Origin of the sequence: Pseudomonas aylmerensis, assembly GCF_001702265.1 — a bacterium.
GTDB lineage: Bacteria > Pseudomonadota > Gammaproteobacteria > Pseudomonadales > Pseudomonadaceae > Aquipseudomonas > Aquipseudomonas aylmerensis.
The window spans coordinates 68,575-87,258 of record NZ_MAUE01000014.1; the positions used below are offsets into that span (position 1 = coordinate 68,575).

Annotated in this window: 19 protein-coding genes and 1 pseudogene; 13 read left to right on the top strand and 7 right to left on the bottom strand. The window is 63.1% G+C overall.

Features of this window, described 5'->3' with window-relative positions:
* Window positions 1–43: 43 nt before the first annotated feature.
* A complete protein-coding gene (locus BBG20_RS12060; protein ID WP_065903494.1) occupies window positions 44–796 on the bottom strand; it encodes a thioesterase II family protein in 753 nt (250 codons plus the stop codon).
* A gap of 302 nt (window positions 797–1,098) precedes the next feature.
* Between BBG20_RS12060 and BBG20_RS12065 the strand changes: the two genes are divergently transcribed.
* Window positions 1,099–1,650: an RNA polymerase factor sigma-70 gene (locus tag BBG20_RS12065; RefSeq protein WP_065903497.1), complete on the top strand. Its 552-nt coding sequence runs from the start codon at window positions 1,099–1,101 to the stop codon at window positions 1,648–1,650.
* On the opposite strand, the gene BBG20_RS32430 is transcribed toward BBG20_RS12065, so the two are convergent.
* The 3 genes from BBG20_RS32430 to BBG20_RS12075 all read right to left on the bottom strand — a co-directional run bounded on the left by BBG20_RS32430 (window position 1,647) and on the right by BBG20_RS12075 (window position 3,461).
* Window positions 1,647–1,886, bottom strand: a complete 240-nt coding sequence (locus BBG20_RS32430; protein ID WP_141697273.1) for a hypothetical protein — start codon at window positions 1,884–1,886, stop codon at window positions 1,647–1,649. The two genes, BBG20_RS12065 and BBG20_RS32430, sit on opposite strands and share 4 nt — an antisense overlap.
* A 68-nt stretch (window positions 1,887–1,954) precedes the next feature.
* Window positions 1,955–2,743, bottom strand: a complete 789-nt coding sequence (locus BBG20_RS12070) for a substrate-binding periplasmic protein (protein ID WP_083221366.1) — start codon at window positions 2,741–2,743, stop codon at window positions 1,955–1,957.
* 94 nt (window positions 2,744–2,837) lie between these two features.
* Window positions 2,838–3,461: a TetR/AcrR family transcriptional regulator gene (locus tag BBG20_RS12075; RefSeq protein ID WP_065903504.1), complete on the bottom strand. Its 624-nt coding sequence runs from the start codon at window positions 3,459–3,461 to the stop codon at window positions 2,838–2,840.
* Between the two features lie 153 nt (window positions 3,462–3,614).
* Between BBG20_RS12075 and BBG20_RS12080 the strand changes: the two genes are divergently transcribed.
* The 8 genes from BBG20_RS12080 (at window position 3,615) to ppnP (ending at window position 12,936) form a co-directional block, all read left to right on the top strand.
* Window positions 3,615–5,393 carry an acyclic terpene utilization AtuA family protein gene (locus tag BBG20_RS12080; protein WP_065903507.1) on the top strand — a complete coding sequence of 593 codons (1,779 nt, stop codon included), beginning with the start codon at window positions 3,615–3,617 and terminating at the stop codon, window positions 5,391–5,393.
* Between the two features lie 12 nt (window positions 5,394–5,405).
* Window positions 5,406–6,278, top strand: a complete 873-nt coding sequence (locus tag BBG20_RS12085; protein WP_065903510.1) for an SDR family oxidoreductase — start codon at window positions 5,406–5,408, stop codon at window positions 6,276–6,278.
* 3 nt (window positions 6,279–6,281) lie between these two features.
* Complete coding sequence (atuC, locus tag BBG20_RS12090; protein ID WP_065903514.1) at window positions 6,282–7,898, top strand: geranyl-CoA carboxylase subunit beta; 1,617 nt, start codon at window positions 6,282–6,284, stop codon at window positions 7,896–7,898.
* Between the two features lie 20 nt (window positions 7,899–7,918).
* Entirely contained in the window at window positions 7,919–9,076 is a 1,158-nt protein-coding gene (atuD, locus tag BBG20_RS12095; protein WP_065903517.1) for a citronellyl-CoA dehydrogenase, read from the top strand.
* Window positions 9,073–9,834 carry an enoyl-CoA hydratase/isomerase family protein gene (locus tag BBG20_RS12100; RefSeq protein WP_065903520.1) on the top strand — a complete coding sequence of 254 codons (762 nt, stop codon included), beginning with the start codon at window positions 9,073–9,075 and terminating at the stop codon, window positions 9,832–9,834. The genes atuD and BBG20_RS12100 overlap by 4 nt, the downstream gene beginning before the upstream one ends.
* Window positions 9,835–9,959: 125 nt before the next feature.
* The gene (locus BBG20_RS12105; RefSeq protein WP_065903522.1) at window positions 9,960–11,882 is read left to right on the top strand and encodes an acetyl/propionyl/methylcrotonyl-CoA carboxylase subunit alpha; all 1,923 of its coding nucleotides are present in this window, start codon (window positions 9,960–9,962) and stop codon (window positions 11,880–11,882) included.
* Window positions 11,883–11,956: 74 nt separating this feature from the next.
* Complete coding sequence (locus tag BBG20_RS12110; RefSeq protein ID WP_065903525.1) at window positions 11,957–12,499, top strand: exonuclease domain-containing protein; 543 nt, start codon at window positions 11,957–11,959, stop codon at window positions 12,497–12,499.
* A 152-nt stretch (window positions 12,500–12,651) separates the two neighbouring features.
* Complete coding sequence (gene ppnP / locus BBG20_RS12115; RefSeq protein ID WP_058424671.1) at window positions 12,652–12,936, top strand: pyrimidine/purine nucleoside phosphorylase; 285 nt, start codon at window positions 12,652–12,654, stop codon at window positions 12,934–12,936.
* A gap of 65 nt (window positions 12,937–13,001) precedes the next feature.
* On the opposite strand, the gene BBG20_RS12120 is transcribed toward ppnP, so the two are convergent.
* The gene (locus BBG20_RS12120; protein WP_065903526.1) at window positions 13,002–13,808 is read right to left on the bottom strand and encodes an MOSC domain-containing protein; all 807 of its coding nucleotides are present in this window, start codon (window positions 13,806–13,808) and stop codon (window positions 13,002–13,004) included.
* Window positions 13,809–13,847: 39 nt separating this feature from the next.
* Window positions 13,848–14,783, bottom strand: a complete 936-nt coding sequence (locus BBG20_RS12125) for a chemotaxis protein CheV (RefSeq protein ID WP_065903528.1) — start codon at window positions 14,781–14,783, stop codon at window positions 13,848–13,850.
* Between the two features lie 551 nt (window positions 14,784–15,334).
* On the opposite strand from BBG20_RS12125, the gene BBG20_RS12130 reads away from it, so the two are divergent.
* The 3 genes from BBG20_RS12130 (at window position 15,335) to BBG20_RS12140 (ending at window position 17,671) form a co-directional block, all read left to right on the top strand.
* Window positions 15,335–15,784: a hypothetical protein gene (locus tag BBG20_RS12130; RefSeq protein WP_177343940.1), complete on the top strand. Its 450-nt coding sequence runs from the start codon at window positions 15,335–15,337 to the stop codon at window positions 15,782–15,784.
* A 337-nt stretch (window positions 15,785–16,121) separates the two neighbouring features.
* Window positions 16,122–17,015 carry a sensor histidine kinase gene (locus BBG20_RS12135; protein WP_065903530.1) on the top strand — a complete coding sequence of 298 codons (894 nt, stop codon included), beginning with the start codon at window positions 16,122–16,124 and terminating at the stop codon, window positions 17,013–17,015.
* Complete coding sequence (locus tag BBG20_RS12140; RefSeq protein ID WP_065903532.1) at window positions 17,012–17,671, top strand: response regulator transcription factor; 660 nt, start codon at window positions 17,012–17,014, stop codon at window positions 17,669–17,671. Before BBG20_RS12135 ends, BBG20_RS12140 begins: the two co-directional genes overlap by 4 nt.
* On the opposite strand, the gene yegS is transcribed toward BBG20_RS12140, so the two are convergent.
* A complete protein-coding gene (gene yegS / locus BBG20_RS12145) occupies window positions 17,630–18,550 on the bottom strand; it encodes a lipid kinase YegS (RefSeq protein ID WP_065903534.1) in 921 nt (306 codons plus the stop codon). The genes BBG20_RS12140 and yegS overlap by 42 nt on opposite strands.
* Before the next feature lie 47 nt (window positions 18,551–18,597).
* Here yegS and BBG20_RS31755 point away from each other — a divergent pair.
* Window positions 18,598–18,672, top strand: a pseudogene (locus BBG20_RS31755) (DUF2802 domain-containing protein); the annotation flags it as partial.
* Window positions 18,673–18,684: the final 12 nt, after the last annotated feature.

An 18,684-nucleotide genomic window follows, 5' to 3' on the forward strand; every position in this document is an offset into this window, starting at 1 on the left:
TGCCTGAAATCGGCTTACGGGAAATTCGGGAAGTGGGGAGCTGTCAGCCGGCGGCCAGTTGCCGCGCCGCGCCATTGCGCCAGCGGGCCAGGTGTTCATCGGCGTAACGGCGCACGCAGCGCAATACGGCGCTTTCGTGCTGCACAAGGAAGAAGTGGTGACCGTCGAACATGTCGAGGGAAAAGCCGCTGGCGGCATCGAGTTGCCAGTCGAGCAACTGGTCGGCGCGCACGCTGTCCTGCTTGCCGCCGAACACATGGATCGGCATGTCCAGCGGCGTGCGCTGGCCATAGATGAAGCTGCCGCACAGCAGGAAATCGGCGCGCAGGATCGGCAGCATCAACTGCATCAACTCGGGGTTGGCCAGGGCTTCTTCGGCGGTGCCTTGCAGCTCGCGCAGGCGGGCGATCAACTGCTCATCGGTTTTCTCGATGGCGTATTCGCTGACATCCCGGCGCGCCGGCCCGGCGGTGCCGGAGGCAAACAACGCGAGCGGCGCGGGCACACCGCGGGCCTTCAAGGCGTGCGCCAGTTCGAACGCCAGCAGGCCGCCGAGGCTGTGGCCGAACAAGGCGTAGGGGCCGCTCAAGTCGCGGCTGATTTCTTCCGCGAGCTGCGCCGCCAGGGCCTTGATATCGCGCTGCAGGGGCTCGTCCATGCGCATGCCACGCCCGGGCAATTCCAGCGGGCACACGTGCAGCCATTCCGGCAGGGCTCGGCGCCAACGCGCGTAGACCATGGCGCTGGCACCCGAATAGGGTAGGCAAAACAGGCGCAGTCGCGTCGGCGCAGTCATCGGCCGACGACTCCAAACTGAAACACGCTGTATGCACGATAGAAACCCATTTCGTCCTCCTGCGGGGGCTGATCCTTGGCCGTTTTACTAACGGACCTGTCACCCAGAAGAACGGACGGCACTGGCAAATAATTAGTCGCCGGGGGCGAGCGCGACGTGGTTCACATCTAACAAGAAAGCATAAGATTAGTTCGCCTTCTCATTTGACAATCATTATCATTAAGCATAATTTGTTGCCCGATGTGTAGGAGGCCTCAGCAAGGACGCCCTCCCCTAACCTCTTTTGCGACAAGGTGATTTCCATGACGGAACCAGTAACCACAGGCAGGTGCGACTCACCACTTCTCCAGGCTTTCGTCGACAATCGACTGATATTGGTGAAGATCGCGGCACGCATTACCGGCTGCCGCTCGCGGGCCGAAGACGTAGTGCAGGACGCCTACTTCCGGCTGCAATCCGCGCCGACGATCACCTCGTCGTTCAAGGCCCAGTTGAGCTATCTGTTCCAGATCGTGCGCAACCTGGCAATCGATCACTACCGCAAGCAGGCCCTGGAGCTCAAATACTCCGGGACGGAAGAGGAAGGCTTGAATGTGGTTATTCACGGCGCTTCACCGGAAACCTCGCACATCAACTTCAATACCCTGGAAAACATCGCCGACGCCCTGACGGAGCTGCCGCAGCGCACCCGCTACGCGTTCGAGATGTACCGCCTGCACGGCGTGCCGCAAAAGGACATCGCCAAGGAACTCGGCGTCTCGCCGACCCTGGTGAACTTCATGATCCGCGACGCGCTGGTGCATTGCCGCAAGGTCTCGGGCAACCACAGCGATACGTTTGCACGCCGGGTCTAAACGTTGATGCGCGAAGGGCCGGGCCGTTGCGCGCCAAGAATCAGCAGCGCCGCGCGTTTATGGGCGAAGTCGAATTCTCGCTGGCAATGGGGGCAACGATTCTGCGCGGGGCCTGCGGCCCCTTCTGCACACTGCGCATCCAGGTAGAAGTAATGCACCATCGCCGCCAACCGCGCATCGAAACGCCGCAGGACTTCACCGTGGGAAAGGTCGCAAAGATCAGTGGGATGTGACATGAAGGGCACTCGCAAACATCGTCAACCGTTGGTTGAGATGACGTGAGCAGCGCTAGGAAATTTAGCCGTCAGGGCGTCGGCATGACGTCAATGCGATAGGGTTCGAAAATCTTCAGCAGCTCGCCGCTGTCACGCAGGCGCTTGAGCAAGGCGGAAAAAGCCGCGCCGGTGATCGGCGCCTTGGGGCGCAGCAAGGCGTAGTGGTGGTAGACCTGGTCGATGCGCTCCGAAACCAGGAACTGCCCGGCCATGTCCGCATTGCGCACCAGGAAATCACTCAGGTAGGAACGCGTGACCAGCGCAATATCCGCACGCCCGCGCACCACCATCAGCAGGTTGCTGTCATGGGAATACGTCAACGTGGCGTTGAACTGCTCGGCCAGGTATTTGGGGTCAGGGTTGAAATGCGCGAAGGCGTAGTGATAGCCGCTGAACACCGCCAGGCGTTTGCCGGTGAGGTCGGTGAAATAGTCCTGGCCGCGATCAAGCTGCCGCTGGGCGACGAAGATTTCCGCGTCTTCCAGGCCCATGTCCACGCTGGTGTGAGGAATTTTCTGCCAGCCCCAGTCGGGGTTTTCGAAAATGGCCATGTCGATACGGCCCTGTTCGAAATCACGAAAACGTCGCGGGATGGAGGTGGGCACCAGTACGAACTGGTAGTCGGCCTGTGAAGCATTGAGCGCTTCGACCAACTGCGGCAGCAGCCCGGTGTCGGCGCCCTGCTCGGGGCGCACGGTGTAGGGTGGAAAGTGCGCGGCGCCGATCCGTACCAATTGCGCAGCCGAAGCCGGCATCCACCACGCGGTGCCCAGTGCCCAAAAAGTAAGTCCTGCAGCCAGCCGCCATGGCGAAAACATCAAGGCACACACCGTTCACTACGTTAATGGCGATAAGCTAGGCGTTTTTGTCTGGCGAGACAACTTTTTCACCGTCAAATGAATAGCTTGCGCCTCAGTCGGGCTTCAACACCATCAGCAGGGCTTCTTCAGCCAACTCTTCCAGCGTCAGGCTGCCCTCGGCGCGAAACCAGGTGGTGGTCCAGGACAGCGCACCGGTGAGGAAACGCCGGGTGATAAACACATCGCCCTTGATGTAGCCCGCCGCCTTGGCCTCACCCAGCACCTGCAGCCAGATCTGTTCATATACATCGCGCAGGGCCAGCACCTGGGCCTGGCCCTCGGCCGACAGCGAACGCCATTCATAGACCAACACCGCCATGGCTTCGCCACTGCCGCCCATGATCGACTGCAACTCGCAACGGATCAGCGCCAGCACGCGTTCGCGCACGGTGGTCGCTTCTTCGAGCGAGGCGCGCATCATCGCCGTGTTGTAATGAATGGTTTCCTCCATCACCGCCCGCAGGATCTCGTCCTTGCTCTTGAAGTGATGAAAGATGCTGCCGGACTGGATGCCCACGGCGCCGGCCAGGTCGCGCACCGTGGTGCGTTCAAATCCCTTGTTGCGAAACAGGTGAGCCGCGGTCTGCAGCAACTTGCCCCGGGCACTGTCGGGGTCAGTCAATTGGCCACCTTCGACCATGGTGCGCATCACCCGCAGGGCTTTTTGCTCATCCATGCTGCTCTCCTCTACTTCTACGGACGTCTTGGCCGGCAATTTAGGCCGTGGCCGCCACCCAAGCAAGCGCTTGGGCAAAACTTGTGTCTGGAGTTTACAAACCAAGCGCTTGCTTGGTAGTCTCGTTGCCAGCCATTCGAGGAAGGATTTCTCATGAGCAAGACGGTTCGTATCGGCTGCGCCAGTGCCTTCTGGGGCGACACGTGCACGGCCGCCGCCCAATTGGTGCACGGCGGCGCACTGGATTACCTGGTGTTCGACTACCTGGCGGAAGTCACCCTGTCGATCCTCGCCGGTGCGCGGATCAAAGATCCCCAGGCCGGCTACGCCACGGATTTTGTCGAAGTGTTGACGCCGCTGCTCGGCGAGATCCAGCGCCAGGGCATCCGCGTGATCAGCAACGCCGGCGGTATCCACCCGCAGGCCTGCGCCGCCGCCCTGCAAGCGGCCTGCGACAAGGCTCAGGTCCCGCTGAAAATCGCCGTGTTGCTGGGTGACGACCTGCACCCTCAACTCAAGCACCTGGACGGCATCACCGATATGTTCAACGGCGCGCCGCTGCCGCCACTGTGCGTGTCGGCCAATGCCTACCTCGGCGCACCCGGGATTGTCCAGGCACTGCAGTTGGGTGCGGATATCGTGATCACCGGTCGCGTGGTCGACAGCGCGGTGGTCAGCGCAGCGCTGGTGCATGCCTTCGACTGGTCCTGGCAGGACTATGACCGCCTGGCCCAGGCGGCACTGGCCGGGCACATCATCGAGTGCGGCGCGCAATGCACCGGCGGCAACTTTACCGATTGGCGCGACGTACCGGACTACGAGCACATCGGCTTCCCCGTCGTCGAAGTGAGTGCCGACGGCCAGTTCACCGTGAACAAGGTCGATGGCACGGGCGGCCTGATCAGCGAACTCAGCGTGGCCGAGCAACTGCTGTATGAGATCGGCGACCCACGCGCCTACTTCTTGCCCGATGTGATCTGCGATTTCAGCCAGGTCAAATTGCACCAGCAAGGCAAACACAGCGTACGCCTGCACGGTGCCAGGGGCTTGCCGCCGACCGACCAGTACAAGGTCAGTGCAACTTACCCGGACGGCTTTCGCTGCACCGCGAGTTGCCTGATTGCCGGCATCGACGCGGTGGCCAAGGCCGAGCGCGTCAGCCAGGCGATCATCAACAAGACCGCCGAACTCTTCAGCCAGCGCGGCTGGGCGCCCTACACCGACGTGAACATCGAGCTGCTCGGCAGCGAGGCCACCTACGGCGCCCACGCCCAGCGCCAGGATTGCCGCGAGGTGGTGGTGAAGATGGCGGTGCGGCACCCGAGCAAACAGGCCTTGGTGCTGTTCGCCCGCGAGATCGCCCAGGCGGCTACCGGCATGGCGCCGGGGCTGACCGGCATTGTCGGGGGACGCCCGACGGTGTACCCGCTGATTCGCCTGTTTTCATTCCTGATCGACAAGTCCGCCTGTGAGGTGGTGATCGACTTCCAGGGCGACAAACACCCCTGCGTGCTGCCGACGGCCGACGCCCCTCTCCTGCCGGCCGCTGCCGTGGATCCGCCCAAACCCCAAGGCCGCGCCGACGCCAGTGTGCCGTTGGTGAAGCTGGCCGTGGCGCGCTCCGGCGACAAGGGCAACCACAGCAATATCGGCGTGATCGCGCGCGCGCCGGAGTACCTGCCGTGGATCGCCGAGGCGCTGACCCCGGAAGTCATCGTCGACTGGATGGGCCACGTGCTCGACCCCGTGCACGGCCGCGTCGAGCGCTGGTACCTGCCCGGCAGCCACAGCCTCAACTTCCTGCTGGAGAACGCGCTGGGCGGTGGCGGCATCGCCAGCCTGCGCATCGACCCGCAAGGCAAGGCCTTCGCCCAGCAACTGCTGGAAATCCCCATCGCCGTGCCGCAACACATCGCTGATCAACTCACTTAAAGGAGCGTTGCCGTGGCCTTCGATTCGATCTTCAAAGCCGACCTGTTCCAGGGACACACCGTGATCGTCACCGGCGGTGGCAGCGGGATTGGCCGCTGCACCGCCCACGAGCTGGCGGCCCTTGGCGCCCGCGTGATCCTGGTCGGACGCAAGCCGGAAAAGCTGCAGAAGGTCGCGGCGGAAATTGCCGAGGATGGCGGCACTGCCCATTGGCAGGCCTGCGATATTCGTGATGAAGAGGCGGTGAAAGCGCTGGTCACGCAGATCATTCAAGCACATGGCCCAGTGCATGGCCTGGTGAATAACGCCGGCGGCCAGTACCCGTCGCCGCTCGCGTCGATCAACCAGAAGGGCTTTGAAACGGTGCTGCGCACCAACTTGGTGGGCGGTTTCCTGATGGCGCGGGAAGTGTTCAACCAGTCGATGAGCAAGCATGGCGGTGCCATCGTCAACATGCTTGCCGACATGTGGGGCGGCATGCCCGGCATGGGCCACTCCGGCGCGGCACGCTCGGGCATGGACAACTTCACCAAGACCGCCGCCTTCGAATGGGGGTATGCCGGGGTGCGGGTCAATGCCGTGGCGCCGGGATGGATCGCCTCCAGTGGCATGGACACTTACGAGGGCGCGTTCAAGGCGGTGATCCCGACCCTGCGTGAACACGTGCCGCTCAAGCGGATCGGCACCGAGTCGGAAGTCAGCGCGGCCATCGTGTTTCTGCTCAGCCCCGCCGCGGCCTTTGTCAGCGGCAGCACCCTGCGCATCGACGGCGCCGCCAGCCTGGGCAGCCGCGCCTGGCCGTTGCACAAGGCCGCGTCGCCAAGTGAACCTTTCAACGGTTTTCACCGCGCGTACCTGCCCGATGTCCTCAAGGCGGAGCGCTGAACCATGCCGGTGATTGAAAGCCTGATCGACGCCCACAGCCCGCAGTTTGCGCAGAACCGCGAAGCCATGCTGGAAGGCATCCAACACCTGCGCCAGCTGGAACACGCGCTGCTCGCCAAGGCGCAGGCGGCCAAACCGAAGTTCGACCAGCGCGGCCAACTGCTGCCACGCGAACGCCTCAATTTGCTGCTGGACCCCGGCGCACCGTTCCTCGAACTGGCGAGCCTGGCCGGCTACAAACTGCATGATGACAAGGACGGCAGCGCCGCCGGTGGCGGCTTGATCGCCGGCATCGGCTACGTCAGCGGCGTACGCATGCTGGTGGTGGCCAATAACAGCGCAATCAAGGGCGGCACCATTTCCCCCACGGGCCTGAAGAAATCCCTGCGCCTGCAACAGATCGCCATGGAGAACAAACTGCCGGTGGTGACCCTGGCCGAAAGCGGCGGGGCCAACCTCAACTATGCCGCCGAGATTTTCGTCGAAGGCGCGCGCAGCTTCGCCAACCAGGCGCGCATGTCGGCCATGGGCTTGCCGCAGATCACCGTGGTGCACGGCTCGGCCACTGCAGGTGGGGCGTATCAGCCGGGGTTGTCGGACTACGTGGTGGTGGTGCGCGGCAAGGCCAAGCTGTTCCTCGCCGGCCCGCCGCTGCTCAAGGCCGCCACCGGTGAAATCGCCACGGATGAAGAACTGGGCGGCGCCGAGATGCATGCGCAAACCGCCGGTACCGCCGAATACCTGGCGGAAAACGATGCCGACGGCGTGCGCATCGTGCGCGAGATTGTCAGCCTGTTGCCGTGGGATGAGCGCCTGCCGCCGGCGTCGAGACGGGCGTATGCCGAGCCGCTGTATCCCATCGACGAGCTGTTGGGGTTGATTCCCGATGACCCGAAGAAACCCTATGACGTGCGCGAGATCCTCGCGCGGCTGGCGGACGGCTCGCAGTTCCTCGAGTTCAAGGGCGAGTTCGATGCCCACACGGTCTGCGGCCACCTGCAGATCCAGGGGCGCGCCGTCGGCGTGATCGGCAACAACGGCCCGATCACGCCCAAGGGCGCGAGCAAGGCCGCCCAGTTCATCCAACTGTGCGACCAGAGCCGCACGCCTCTGTTGTTCCTGCACAACACCACCGGGTTCATGGTGGGCACCGAGTCGGAGCAACAAGGCGTGATCAAGCACGGTGCGAAGATGATCCAGGCGGTGGCCAACGCGCGGGTGCCTAAACTCACGGTGGTGGTCGGCGGTTCGTACGGCGCCGGCAACTATGCGATGTGCGGGCGTGGCCTGGACCCGCGGTTTATCTTCGCCTGGCCCAACAGCCGCACGGCGGTCATGGGCGGTGCACAGGCGGGCAAGGTGCTGCGGATTGTCACCGAGGCCAAGCAGTTGAAGGACGGCCTGGTGCCGGATCCCAAGGTGCTGGACATGCTCGAGCAGGTCACGGCGCAGAAGCTCGACAGCCAATCCACTGCGCTGTATGGCAGTGCGAATCTGTGGGATGACGGGCTGATTGATCCCCGCGATACCCGCACGCTGCTGGGGTTGCTGCTGGATATTTGTCATGAGGCTGATGTGCGGCAGTTGCAGCCCAACAGCTTTGGCGTGGCGCGTTTCTAACGCTCAGGAGAACAACAACAATGATCTTCACCCAGGAACACCAGGCACTGCGCCGCACCGTCCGCGCCTTCGTCGACCGCGAGATCAACCCCCATGTGGATGAATGGGAAAAAGCCGGGCGCTTCCCCATCCACGAGATTTTTCGCAAGGCCGGCGACCTCGGCCTGCTGGGCATCTCCAAGCCGGAACAGTTCGGCGGCATGGGCCTGGACTACAGCTATTCGATCGTCGCCGCCGAAGAGTTCGGCACCATCCGCTGCGGTGGCATCCCCATGTCCATCGGCGTGCAGACCGACATGTGCACCCCCGCCCTCGCCCGCTTCGGTTCCGATGAACTGCGCGATGAATTCCTGCGCCCGGCCATCAGCGGCGAACAGGTGGGCTGTATCGGCGTGTCGGAAACCGGCGCCGGTTCCGACGTGGCCGGGCTGAAAACCCACGCGCGCAAGGACGGCGACGACTACGTGATCAACGGCAGCAAAATGTGGATCACCAACTCGCCCAGCGCCGATTTTATCTGCCTGCTGGCCAACACTTCCGATGACAAGCCGCACATCAACAAGTCGCTGATCATGGTGCCGATGAACACCCCGGGGATCAGCGTCAGCCCGCCCCTGGAAAAGCTCGGCATGCACAGTTCGGAAACGGCCCAGGTGTTTTTCGATGACGTGCGCGTGCCACAGCGCAACCGCATCGGCCACGAAGGCGCAGGCTTCATGATGCAGATGCTGCAATTCCAGGAAGAACGGCTGTTTGGCGCGGCCAATATGATCAAGGGCCTGGAGTACTGCATCGACAGCACCATCGCCTATTGCCAGGAGCGCCAGACCTTCGGCAAGGCGCTGATCGACAACCAGGTCATCCACTTTCGCCTGGCCGAGCTGGCCACCGAAATCGAATGCCTGCGCGCACTGGTCTACCAGGCCACCGAGCAATACATCAAAGGCCAGGACGTGACGCGCCTGGCCTCCATGGCCAAGCTCAAGGCCGGGCGCCTGGGCCGTGAAGTCAGCGACAGTTGCCTGCAATACTGGGGCGGCATGGGCTTCATGTGGGACAACCCGGTGGCGCGGGCTTATCGCGATGTGCGCCTGGTCTCGATTGGCGGCGGCGCCGACGAAATCATGCTGGGCATCATCTGCAAACTGATGGGCACCTTGCCGGGGAAAAAAGCATGAACACGCTCTTGCTGGAGCCGCATAACGGCGTGCTGCACATCACCCTCAATCGCCCTGAAAATCGCAATGCGATGAGCCTGGAAATGGTCAATGAACTGCGCGCGGTGCTGGCGCAACTCGACGGCCAGGTACGCGCCTTGGTGATCAGCGGCGCCGGCGGGCATTTCTGCGCCGGGGCCGATGTGAAGGACCTGGTCACGGCGGGCACTCAACTCCAGGCGCTGAACCGGGCGTTTGGCACCTTGTTGCAAGAAGTCGAGGCGGTTCCCCAAGTCGTGATCGTGGTGCTGCAAGGCGCGGTGCTGGGCGGCGGCTTTGGCCTGGCGTGCGTGAGTGATATCGCGATTGCCGATCACCAGGCGCAGTTCGGTTTGCCGGAAACCAGCCTGGGCTTGCTGCCGGCGCAGATTGCGCCGTTCGTGGTCAAGCGTATCGGCCTGACCCAGGCCCGCCGACTGGCACTCACGGCGGCGCGCTTTGACGGCCTTGAAGCCGAGCGGCTGGGCGTCGTGCACTTCACCGAGCGCGACCCGCAGGCATTGGCGGAGCGCCTCGACGAGGTGCTAGGGCAGGTACTGCGCTGCGCGCCGGGAGCGAATGGACGGACCAAATCCCTGTTGCTGGCGAGTGTGGACGAGCCGCTTGAGGCGGTGCTGGATCGCGGCGCGCAGTGGTTTGCCGAGGCGGTGAGAAGTGAAGAAGGGATTGAGGGGACGCAGGCGTTTGTGCAGAAGCGCAAACCGCGGTGGTGCAAATGACGTCTTCGCAGGCAAGCCAACGCCCACAGGGAAATGCATTCCAACGGTGAGAGCGGCGCTGCGACAACCCGACCTGCCCGCAATGAGGCCCGAACCATCACCTCCATCAGTCAAGGGATAAGCCCATGCCCGACTTCACCAAGATCCTGATCGCCAACCGCGGCGAAATCGCCTGCCGTATCCAGCGCACCGCCCAGGCCCTGGGCTACCGCACGGTTGCGGTCTACAGCGACGCCGACGCGCAGGCGCTGCATGTGCAGATGGCCGACGAGGCGGTGAATATCGGGCCCGCGCCGGTGCAGCAGTCCTACCTGAATATCCCGGCGATTATCCAAGCGGCCAGGCTCACCGGCGCCGATGCGGTGCATCCCGGCTACGGTTTTCTATCGGAAAACCCCGCGTTCGCCCACGCCTGCCAGCAGGCCGGCCTGACGTTCATCGGCCCCAGCGCCGAGGCCATCGAGCTGATGGGCAGCAAGCGCCTGTCCAAACTCGCCATGCTCGAGGCCGGGGTGCCGTGTATCGCTGGCTACCAGGGCGCGGCCCAGGACGACAGCACACTGCAGCGAGAAGCCGAGCGCATCGGCTATCCCTTGATGATCAAGGCCAGCGCCGGCGGCGGCGGTCGAGGCATGCGCCTGGTGTATCAGCCCGAGGCGCTGTTGGACAACCTGCACACCGCCCGCTCCGAGGCGAAAAACGCCTTCGGCAGTGACGAACTGATCCTCGAACAGGCACTGATCGAGCCGCGCCACGTCGAAATCCAGGTGTTTGGCGACAGCCACGGCCACCTCATCTACCTGGGTGAGCGTGACTGCTCGATCCAGCGGCGCCATCAGAAAATCATCGAAGAAGCACCCTGCCCGGTGATGACGCCCGCGCTGCGCCAGGCCATGGGCGAAGCCGCACTCAGGGCGGGACGTGCGGTGAATTATGTCGGCGCAGGTACCGTGGAGTTTCTGCTCGATCGCAACGGCCAGTTCTACTTTCTGGAAATGAACACCCGCCTGCAGGTGGAGCATCCGGTCACCGAATTGATCACCGGCCTCGACCTGGTGGACTGGCAACTGCAGATCGCCGCCGGCCACACCCTGCCGTTGGACCAGGCAGGCGTGACCCTCAGCGGCCACGCCATGGAAGTGCGCCTGTACGCCGAAGACCCGGCCCAGGGCTTTCTGCCGCAAACCGGCAAGGTCCGGCATTGGCAACCGGCGGCGGGCGTGCGGGTTGACCATGGCGTGCTGGAGGGCCAGCGCATCAGCCCGTTCTACGACCCGATGCTGGGCAAAATCATCGCCCACGGCGCCACCCGCGAAGAGGCCCGGCGCAAGCTGCTGCGCGCGGTGGAAGACACAGTGCTGCTGGGGGTGGCGAGCAATCAACACCTGCTGGCCGACCTGCTCAAGCACCCGGGGTTTGTCAGCGCTGACTTCAGTACCGGGTTTATTGCCGAACACTTCAGCGAGGTGCCAGCCCTGGCGGCGACCGAGGAACAGCTCGCCGTGGCCGCCGCGCTGTTTTATCAACACAGCGCCGGCCAGCATCGCCAGGGGTTGGCGGGCTGGCGCAACAACGCCACGCTGGCGTGGACCTACCGCCTGGCCGTCCACGACGAGGTCCGCGAAGTCGCGGTCAGCGTGCTGGAGAACGAGCGCCTGCACGCCAACGGCCTCGACATCCACCCCCTTGCCACCGACGGGCGCTGGGCCAGCCTGATCATCAATGGCATCCGCCGGCGTATCGCCTATCACCTTGATGGCGACCAGCTGTGGCTGCCCGGCATCACCGTGACCAACCGCACCCAGCAGGTCGTCGAGCGCCAGGCGGACGCCGGCAGCGGCCGGGTCAAGGCCCCCATGGATGGTGCCATCGTCGATGTGCGGGTCAACGCCGGCGACACCGTGAGCAAAGGCCAGCTGTTGCTGGTGCTGGAGGCGATGAAAATGGAGCACCCGCTGAAGGCCGACCGGGACGGCGTGGTCAAGGGCGTGCAGGTGACTGCCGGCGATCAGGTGCGCAATCGCCAGGTTTTGCTCGAGATCGAATAAGCGCTGGGCGGGAACTACAGGGCCGGGCTACGCTCTATCCCCATCAGTAAGGGATGAGTACGGGAAGCTGCACAATGCCTCATTGGCTGATTATTGACCTTGAAGCCACGACGGATGACGGCGGCTGGCCCGTGACGGAGATGGAAGTCATCGAGATCGGCGCGAGCCTGGTGAACCGCCAGGGCCGCGAGCTGGACCACTTCCAGCGCTTCGTACGGCCCCTGCGTCGGCCCTTGTTGACGCCCTTTTGTCGCAAGCTGACCCACATCACCCAGGCGAATATCGACAGCGCGTTGCCGATGATCGAGGTGTGGTCGCTGTTCGAGCGCTGGCTGGGCCAGCACCAGGCACGCCTGGAGGGCTGGGCCAGCTGGGGTGACTACGACCGTGTGCAACTGGAACTGGAATGGCAGCGCCATGAGCTGGCCAGTGCACTCGCCCACACGCCCCATGTAAACCTCAAGCAGCGCTTCGCCAAGGCCCGGCGCCTGGACAAGCCGCTGGGGCTCAACGCCGCCCTGCAATTGGCGGGGATGCAGTTCCATGGGCAGCAACATCGGGCCCTGGAAGACGCGCGCAACACCGCCCGGCTGCTGCCGCTGATTTTGCCGGTCTAGGCAGCTCCCGAAGGCTTGGGCATACTGGCCAGCCTTTTTCCGTAATCTGCTCTTCCTGCAGGCGCCGGCTTGCCGCCGATCAGGCCCTCAAGCCTTGCATCGGGCGCCTGCAGGAAGCAGGAAGCCTTAACCCACTTTCCGAGGAATCGCCCATGTTTAAAGTCAACGAGTACTTCGACGGCACCGTCAAGTCGATCGCTTTCGGCACCGCTGAAGGGCCGGCGACCATCGGCGTCATGGCCCCGGGCGAATACGAATTCGGCACCGCCCAGCGTGAAATCATGCACGTGGTGTCCGGTGCCCTGACCGTCAAGCTGCCCGACGCCAGCGACTGGGAAACCTTCGCCGCCGGCAGCCAGTTCAACGTACCGGCCAACAGCAAGTTCCAGCTGAAGGTCGCCGTGGACACCGCTTACCTGTGCGAATACCGCGGCTAAGCCGTCGACCGGTCAAAAAAATGCCCGTCTCCTGCGAGACGGGCATTTTTTATGCGCGCGGCACCCTATTCAAGCAGCGTCACCGGCATGCCGACTTCAAGCCGGCCCACGCCGTCATTGACCAGGTTCTGGCCAAAAATCGCGCCGTTTTCGGTCTTTCGATATGCCTCGAGGGTCGCGAAAGGCTCGCGGTCGGCACTGCGTTCGCCGGTGTTCGGGTCGATGGTGGTGAGGATGCACCGTGAGCACGGCTTGACCGCGCGGAACTCGACATCGCCAATGCGCAGGCGCTTCCAGCCGTCTTCGGCAAAGGCGTCGCTGCCTTCGATCACAAGGTTGGGGCGAAAGCGCAGCATCTCCATGGGCCGGCCGATGCGTTGCGAGAGGTCGTCCAGGGAGGCCTGGCCGATCAGCAGCAACGGGTAACCATCGGCGAACGCAACCTGGTCGTCATCGCGCCCGTAGCCCGCTTCGGTGTTACGCGCACGTTCAAGGGGAATGTGCACCAGCCGGGTCGGCTTGCCGATAAAGTCACTGACCCACGCCGCCGCTTCGTCACCTGCGTCCGGCACGCGCAGGGTGTCGCGCCAGATGGTCACACCGCGCAACGCGGCCTCGCCGGCCGGCAACGCCACGTCCAGCGGCGCATACCCGGGCGAACTCAAGCTCAGGCCACCGCTGCTGCTCCACAGCGCCGACAACTGGCTCATCTTCGCCACGGCCCGCTGCGTGAGGAAACGCCCACTGGCCTCGTCCACCAGCATCCAGCGTCGGTCCCCGTCCAGCCCCAGCTTATCCAGGCCAATGTGTTGCAGGCTCTCGGCCTTGCCGGACTTCAAGGGGTAACGGTACAACGCGCTGAGACGAAGCATGGGCCTGCATTCCTGAGGGGCAAAGCCGTCACCCTAAGGTCAAGCCGGCACTTCGTCCAGCATCAGACGCTGACGCACCACATCGACGAGTTTGTCGGGCTGGAATTTGGACAGGAAGTTGTCGCAACCGACCTTCTTCACCATCGAATCGTTGAAGCTGCCCGACAGCGACGTGTGCAACACCACATACAGCCCACGCAGGCGCGGGTCGTTGCGGATCTCGGTGGTGAGGCGGTAACCGTCCATCTCGGGCATTTCGGCGTCGGTGAAGATCATCAGCAGTTTGTCGGTCATCACCTGGCCGCTGTCGGCCCAGGCCTTGAGCATGTTCAGCGCCTTGAGGCCGTCGCTGGCGATGTGCATCTTCACGCCCAACTGGCCGAGGGTGTCGCGCAGTTGCGACAAGGCCACATTGGAGTCGTCGACCAGCAGCACTTCGCGACCACGCGCACGTTCGAGCACCGGGTCGTCGAGTTTTTCGCGGGAGACCTTGGCGTTGTATGGCACGATTTCGGCGAGGACTTTTTCCACGTCGATGATCTCCACCAACTGGTCATCGACCTTGCTGATGGCGGTGAGGTAGTGCTGGCGCCCGGCGCTGGTCGGCGGCGGCAGGATAGCCTCCCAGTTCATGTTGACGATGCGGTCCACGCCGCCCACCAGGAACGCCTGCACCGAGCGGTTGTACTCGGTGACGATAATCGTGCTGTTCGGCCCAGGCACCAAGGGGCGCATGCCAATCGCCTGGGACAGGTCGATCACCGGCAGCGTCTGGCCACGCAGGTTGACCACGCCGCACACGAACGGGTGGCGCTGGGGCATCAAGGTCAACTTGGGCAGTTGCAGGACTTCCTGGACCTTGAACACGTTGATCGCGAACAGCTGGCGCCCGGCCAGGCGAAACATGAGGATTTCCAGGCGATTCTCACCCACCAGTTGCGTGCGTTGGTCTACCGTGTCGAGAATGCCGGCCATTAAAAGCTCCTGGTGTGCGCTGAAAGTGTGGCGCGAGGGTGAGTGCATTGCATGGAGAGGTTATCGGCGGCGAGCGCCAGACCTTGACCCTGGTAAAATGCCATGTAAATTCATTGATGTCACACTGACATCATGGTTTACTGCGAACGCCGCTCCAGAGGCGGTGCAGCCACGTTGCGCGACATTCAAATCGACGCAAGGTTCCGCTATCTAAGGGATTCCCTTAGACACAATCGGGCCCAACCTGATATTCGCAATATCTAATAGCCATTAATGTGACGCCATTCTCAATGCATGAATGGAGTCAGGCTTTTGTTTGCCATCCCAAGCCCTCGGCCCACGGGCCTTCCAGACCTCCACGCGAGGGTAACTGAAGGTGTGCAACGGACCCCGCTCATGAGGGCCACGCACCGCCGTCGCCATCATTCAAATAAGCGTCCTACTGAAATCTCAGAAGCGACCTACAGATTTCAGTCATATTTCAGCGCTAGTTTTAAGCCATTCACCCGGTGCGACATCTCATCACCCGACCTTAAGTTGTGGAGACTTGCATGATGAACGACGGTAACGAGTGGCAACTTGCACTTCCCGAGTTTCTGCATGAAGCCGAGAAGCTACTGGCCAAGTCCGAAGAGTGCCTCAGTCATCTGCATATGATCCGCAATGACAGCGACGCGATCGACTGCATGAAGATCAGCCTGATCAAGCTGGCTGAAAAGGCCGACGCCCTGGCGCTGCAGGCCATCAGCGAGTTCTCGCGGCACATCCAGTACCTGATCGCGAATGCCGAAAACCCTCTGCACCTGCATGACCAGGCCCTGGATGCGCTGCATGATTGCCTGACGTTACTGGCCTGGCAGTTGGAACTCATCGACGCCAAGACCGGCCAACTGACCCTGGATGAAACCGAGCAAACGACCTTGATTGCCACGGTCATCCTGCAGATCCCACAAAAAGACTTCAGCACCAAACCGCAACAACGAATGCATCACACGTCCTGAACCAATGACAGGTCGTATTCGCACCCTGAGTTATCTAAAAACGACCGGAATAAATATCAAATAGCCACTAACGGACATATCGATACAAACCAACTTCGATAATACAACTTCCCACTGTTCCAAACTCTGTGGTTACCGTCAGGGTATTTGCCCGGATATAGGCACGGCAAAAGCAAAGTGCCAGGCGACCAACGGTTACAGGGGTGATACTATGCCCCGCTCGAAGTAACTCAACTTCATCATGTATAAAAACGATTCGGCCACGCATTCCACACAAAGCCCTGTCAGCCGCCGTGACCGGTCTTCCCGCAGCGAACCCTCATTGGCTCCATCCGCTATGTACGCCAACTTCAAGTCACTCCTCGCCAGGTCCGTGTCCCGCAGCCATGCTCGACGCCTGGTCCTTGCCTTGTGCCTTGTCTCGCTGCTGCTCAGCCTGTGGACCTTCGCCCGCGCCGAGCCGATGCCGCTGGTGGTGGTGCTGTTGAACCTGGCGATCGTGGTGGTGGTTGGCCTGCAGCAGTGGCGCTCACGCAAGTCCATCAAGTTCCAGCCCCAGGAACTCGCCGACCGCCTGCTGCAGGTGCAGGAAAACGAGCGCCACCGCCTCAGCCGCGAACTGCATGACGATATCGGCCAGCTACTGACCGCCGCCAAGCTGCAAAGCGAGTGGCTCAAACGCCGCCTGCCGGAAGACCTGCAGAGCCAATGCACGGTGCTGTGCAACACCCTCAATGAAACCCTGGCCAAGGTGCGTGACGTCTCCGCCATCCTCAACCCGCGCCAGCTGGCCAGCCTGGGCCTGGAAGCGAGCCTGCGCGCGCACCTGCTCAAGACCCTGGAAAACACCCCGATTCACTGGAGCCTGGAATGCCAGCAACGGCTGACCGGCATCCCGGAAGAAATGGCCGTGGCGGCCTTTCGCATTACCCAGGAAGCGGTGACCAACATGCTACGCCACGCCCAGGCGCGCAACTTGCTGGTACGCCTGCAACGCCTGCCCGAAGGCCTGTCGCTGTTTATCAGCGATGACGGCCTGGGCTTTTCGCCTGCCATCAACCCCGGCCTGGAAGGTCAACGGGGCATGGCCGGCATGTCGGAGCGGATTGATCAGCTGGGGGGCACCTTGTCCGTCAGCAGCCAGCCAGGCAAAGGGACACGGATCGACGCGCTCTTCCCCTGGGCGCCACGCGCCCTCGAACGGGCCAGTTCCCCTAAGGTTCTCGAGTGACCTGCAAATTACTCCTGGTGGATGACCATGCACTGATCCGGGCCGGCGTACGCGCGCTGGTCCAGGACATACCCGGCTATACGGTGATCGGCGAAGTCAGCGATGGCGCACAACTGCTGGAGCAGTTCAGCGCGCTGTTGCCGGATATCGTGCTGCTGGACCTGTCGATGAAGCACACCGGCGGCCTGGATGCCTTGCAGCAACTCAAGCGCGGCTACCCCAAGAGCAAAGTGCTGATCCTGTCGATGCACACCGACCCGGAACTGATCATGTGCGCGCTGGAGTCCGGCGCCCATGGCTACCTGCTCAAGGACACCACCGCCAACGAGCTGGAACACGCGCTGCTGGCCTTGCGCAACAACGAGCGCTACCTGAGCCCGGCGATCGCCCACACCGTGATCAACCAGGCGCTGGTGCGCGGCCAGGGCGCCACCACGCCCGCCGGCCACAGCCATAACCTCACTGCCCGGCAGTTGGAGATCCTGCGCTTGATCGTGCGCGGCAAGTCCACCCGTGAAATCGCCCACGGCCTGGGCCTGAGCATCAAGACCGTGGAAGCGCACCGTTCGCAAATCATGAAGCGCCTGCAGATTTTCGACGTGGCGGGCCTGGTGTTATTCGCGGTGCGCGAGCAGATCATCAGCCTGGACGACTAACGGCGAATTCACCGGCAGGTGCACGCGCAAGGCCTTGGGCACGGCCTCGAAGTGCAAGTCGTCGCCTTCCAGCGGCTCGCCGTCGAGGTTGATGTACAGGCCCTGTGCAACCTTGATATTGACCCACGGCAGGCGCGCGCGGACGAACATGGTGTCCAGGCCCCAGCCGTTGGTCATCAGCTCGCGCAGGGTGCCGACCACCTCCTGGGGCGCCGGCAGGATGCTGACGTCCAGCAAGCCATCATCGGCCAATGCCTCCGGGCATAGCACATGCCCTCCCCCAGCCTGGCGCCCGTTGCCGATCCCGAGCGCGAGCAGTTCGCCTTTCCAGTGAAAATCCGGGCCTTCCAGCTCGCCATAGGCGGCCTTCAACTCGCTGAAACGGGTCAAGCCGGTGAACAGGTACGCCGCACCGCCGAGCACCTTCTTCAGGTCCTCGGAGGTGTTGGCGGTGACCTGGCTGCCGAAGCCGCCGGTGGCCATATTGAGGAAGATTTGCCCGCCGACCCGGCCGAGGTCGATCGCCTTGGGCGGCACGTCCAGCAATGCCAGGGCCTGGGCAGGTTCCAGCGGGACCCCGGCGGCGCGGGCGAAGTCGTTGGCGGTGCCCAGGGGCATGAGCACCAGGCTGGCATCGGTGTTGGCCTGGGCCATGGCTTCGGCGACATCGCGCAAGGTGCCGTCGCCGCCGCCGGCGATGATATGCGGGTAGCCGCCGTCCAGCGCTTCATTGACCAGGCGCTGGGCGTCGCCGCCCTCCCATGTGACCCGCACCGCCAGTTCCCAGCCCAGGTCGCGCCGGGCCTGCACGGCCGCGCGCACGTCCTCGTTGAGGGCTTGCTTGCCGTGGAGGATCAACAGTGCCTTGTGGGTGGTCATGGGGGGGTCTCCTGGGTTCTAAGGTGCTTGAAGGATGTTGACCTTTGGTGGATGAGTTGACGCAGTCGTGTGGGTTGACCCAGGCTGAGGCGCAGTTGATGAGTAAGTTGCACAAGGGCTGACTTCCTGGGGGT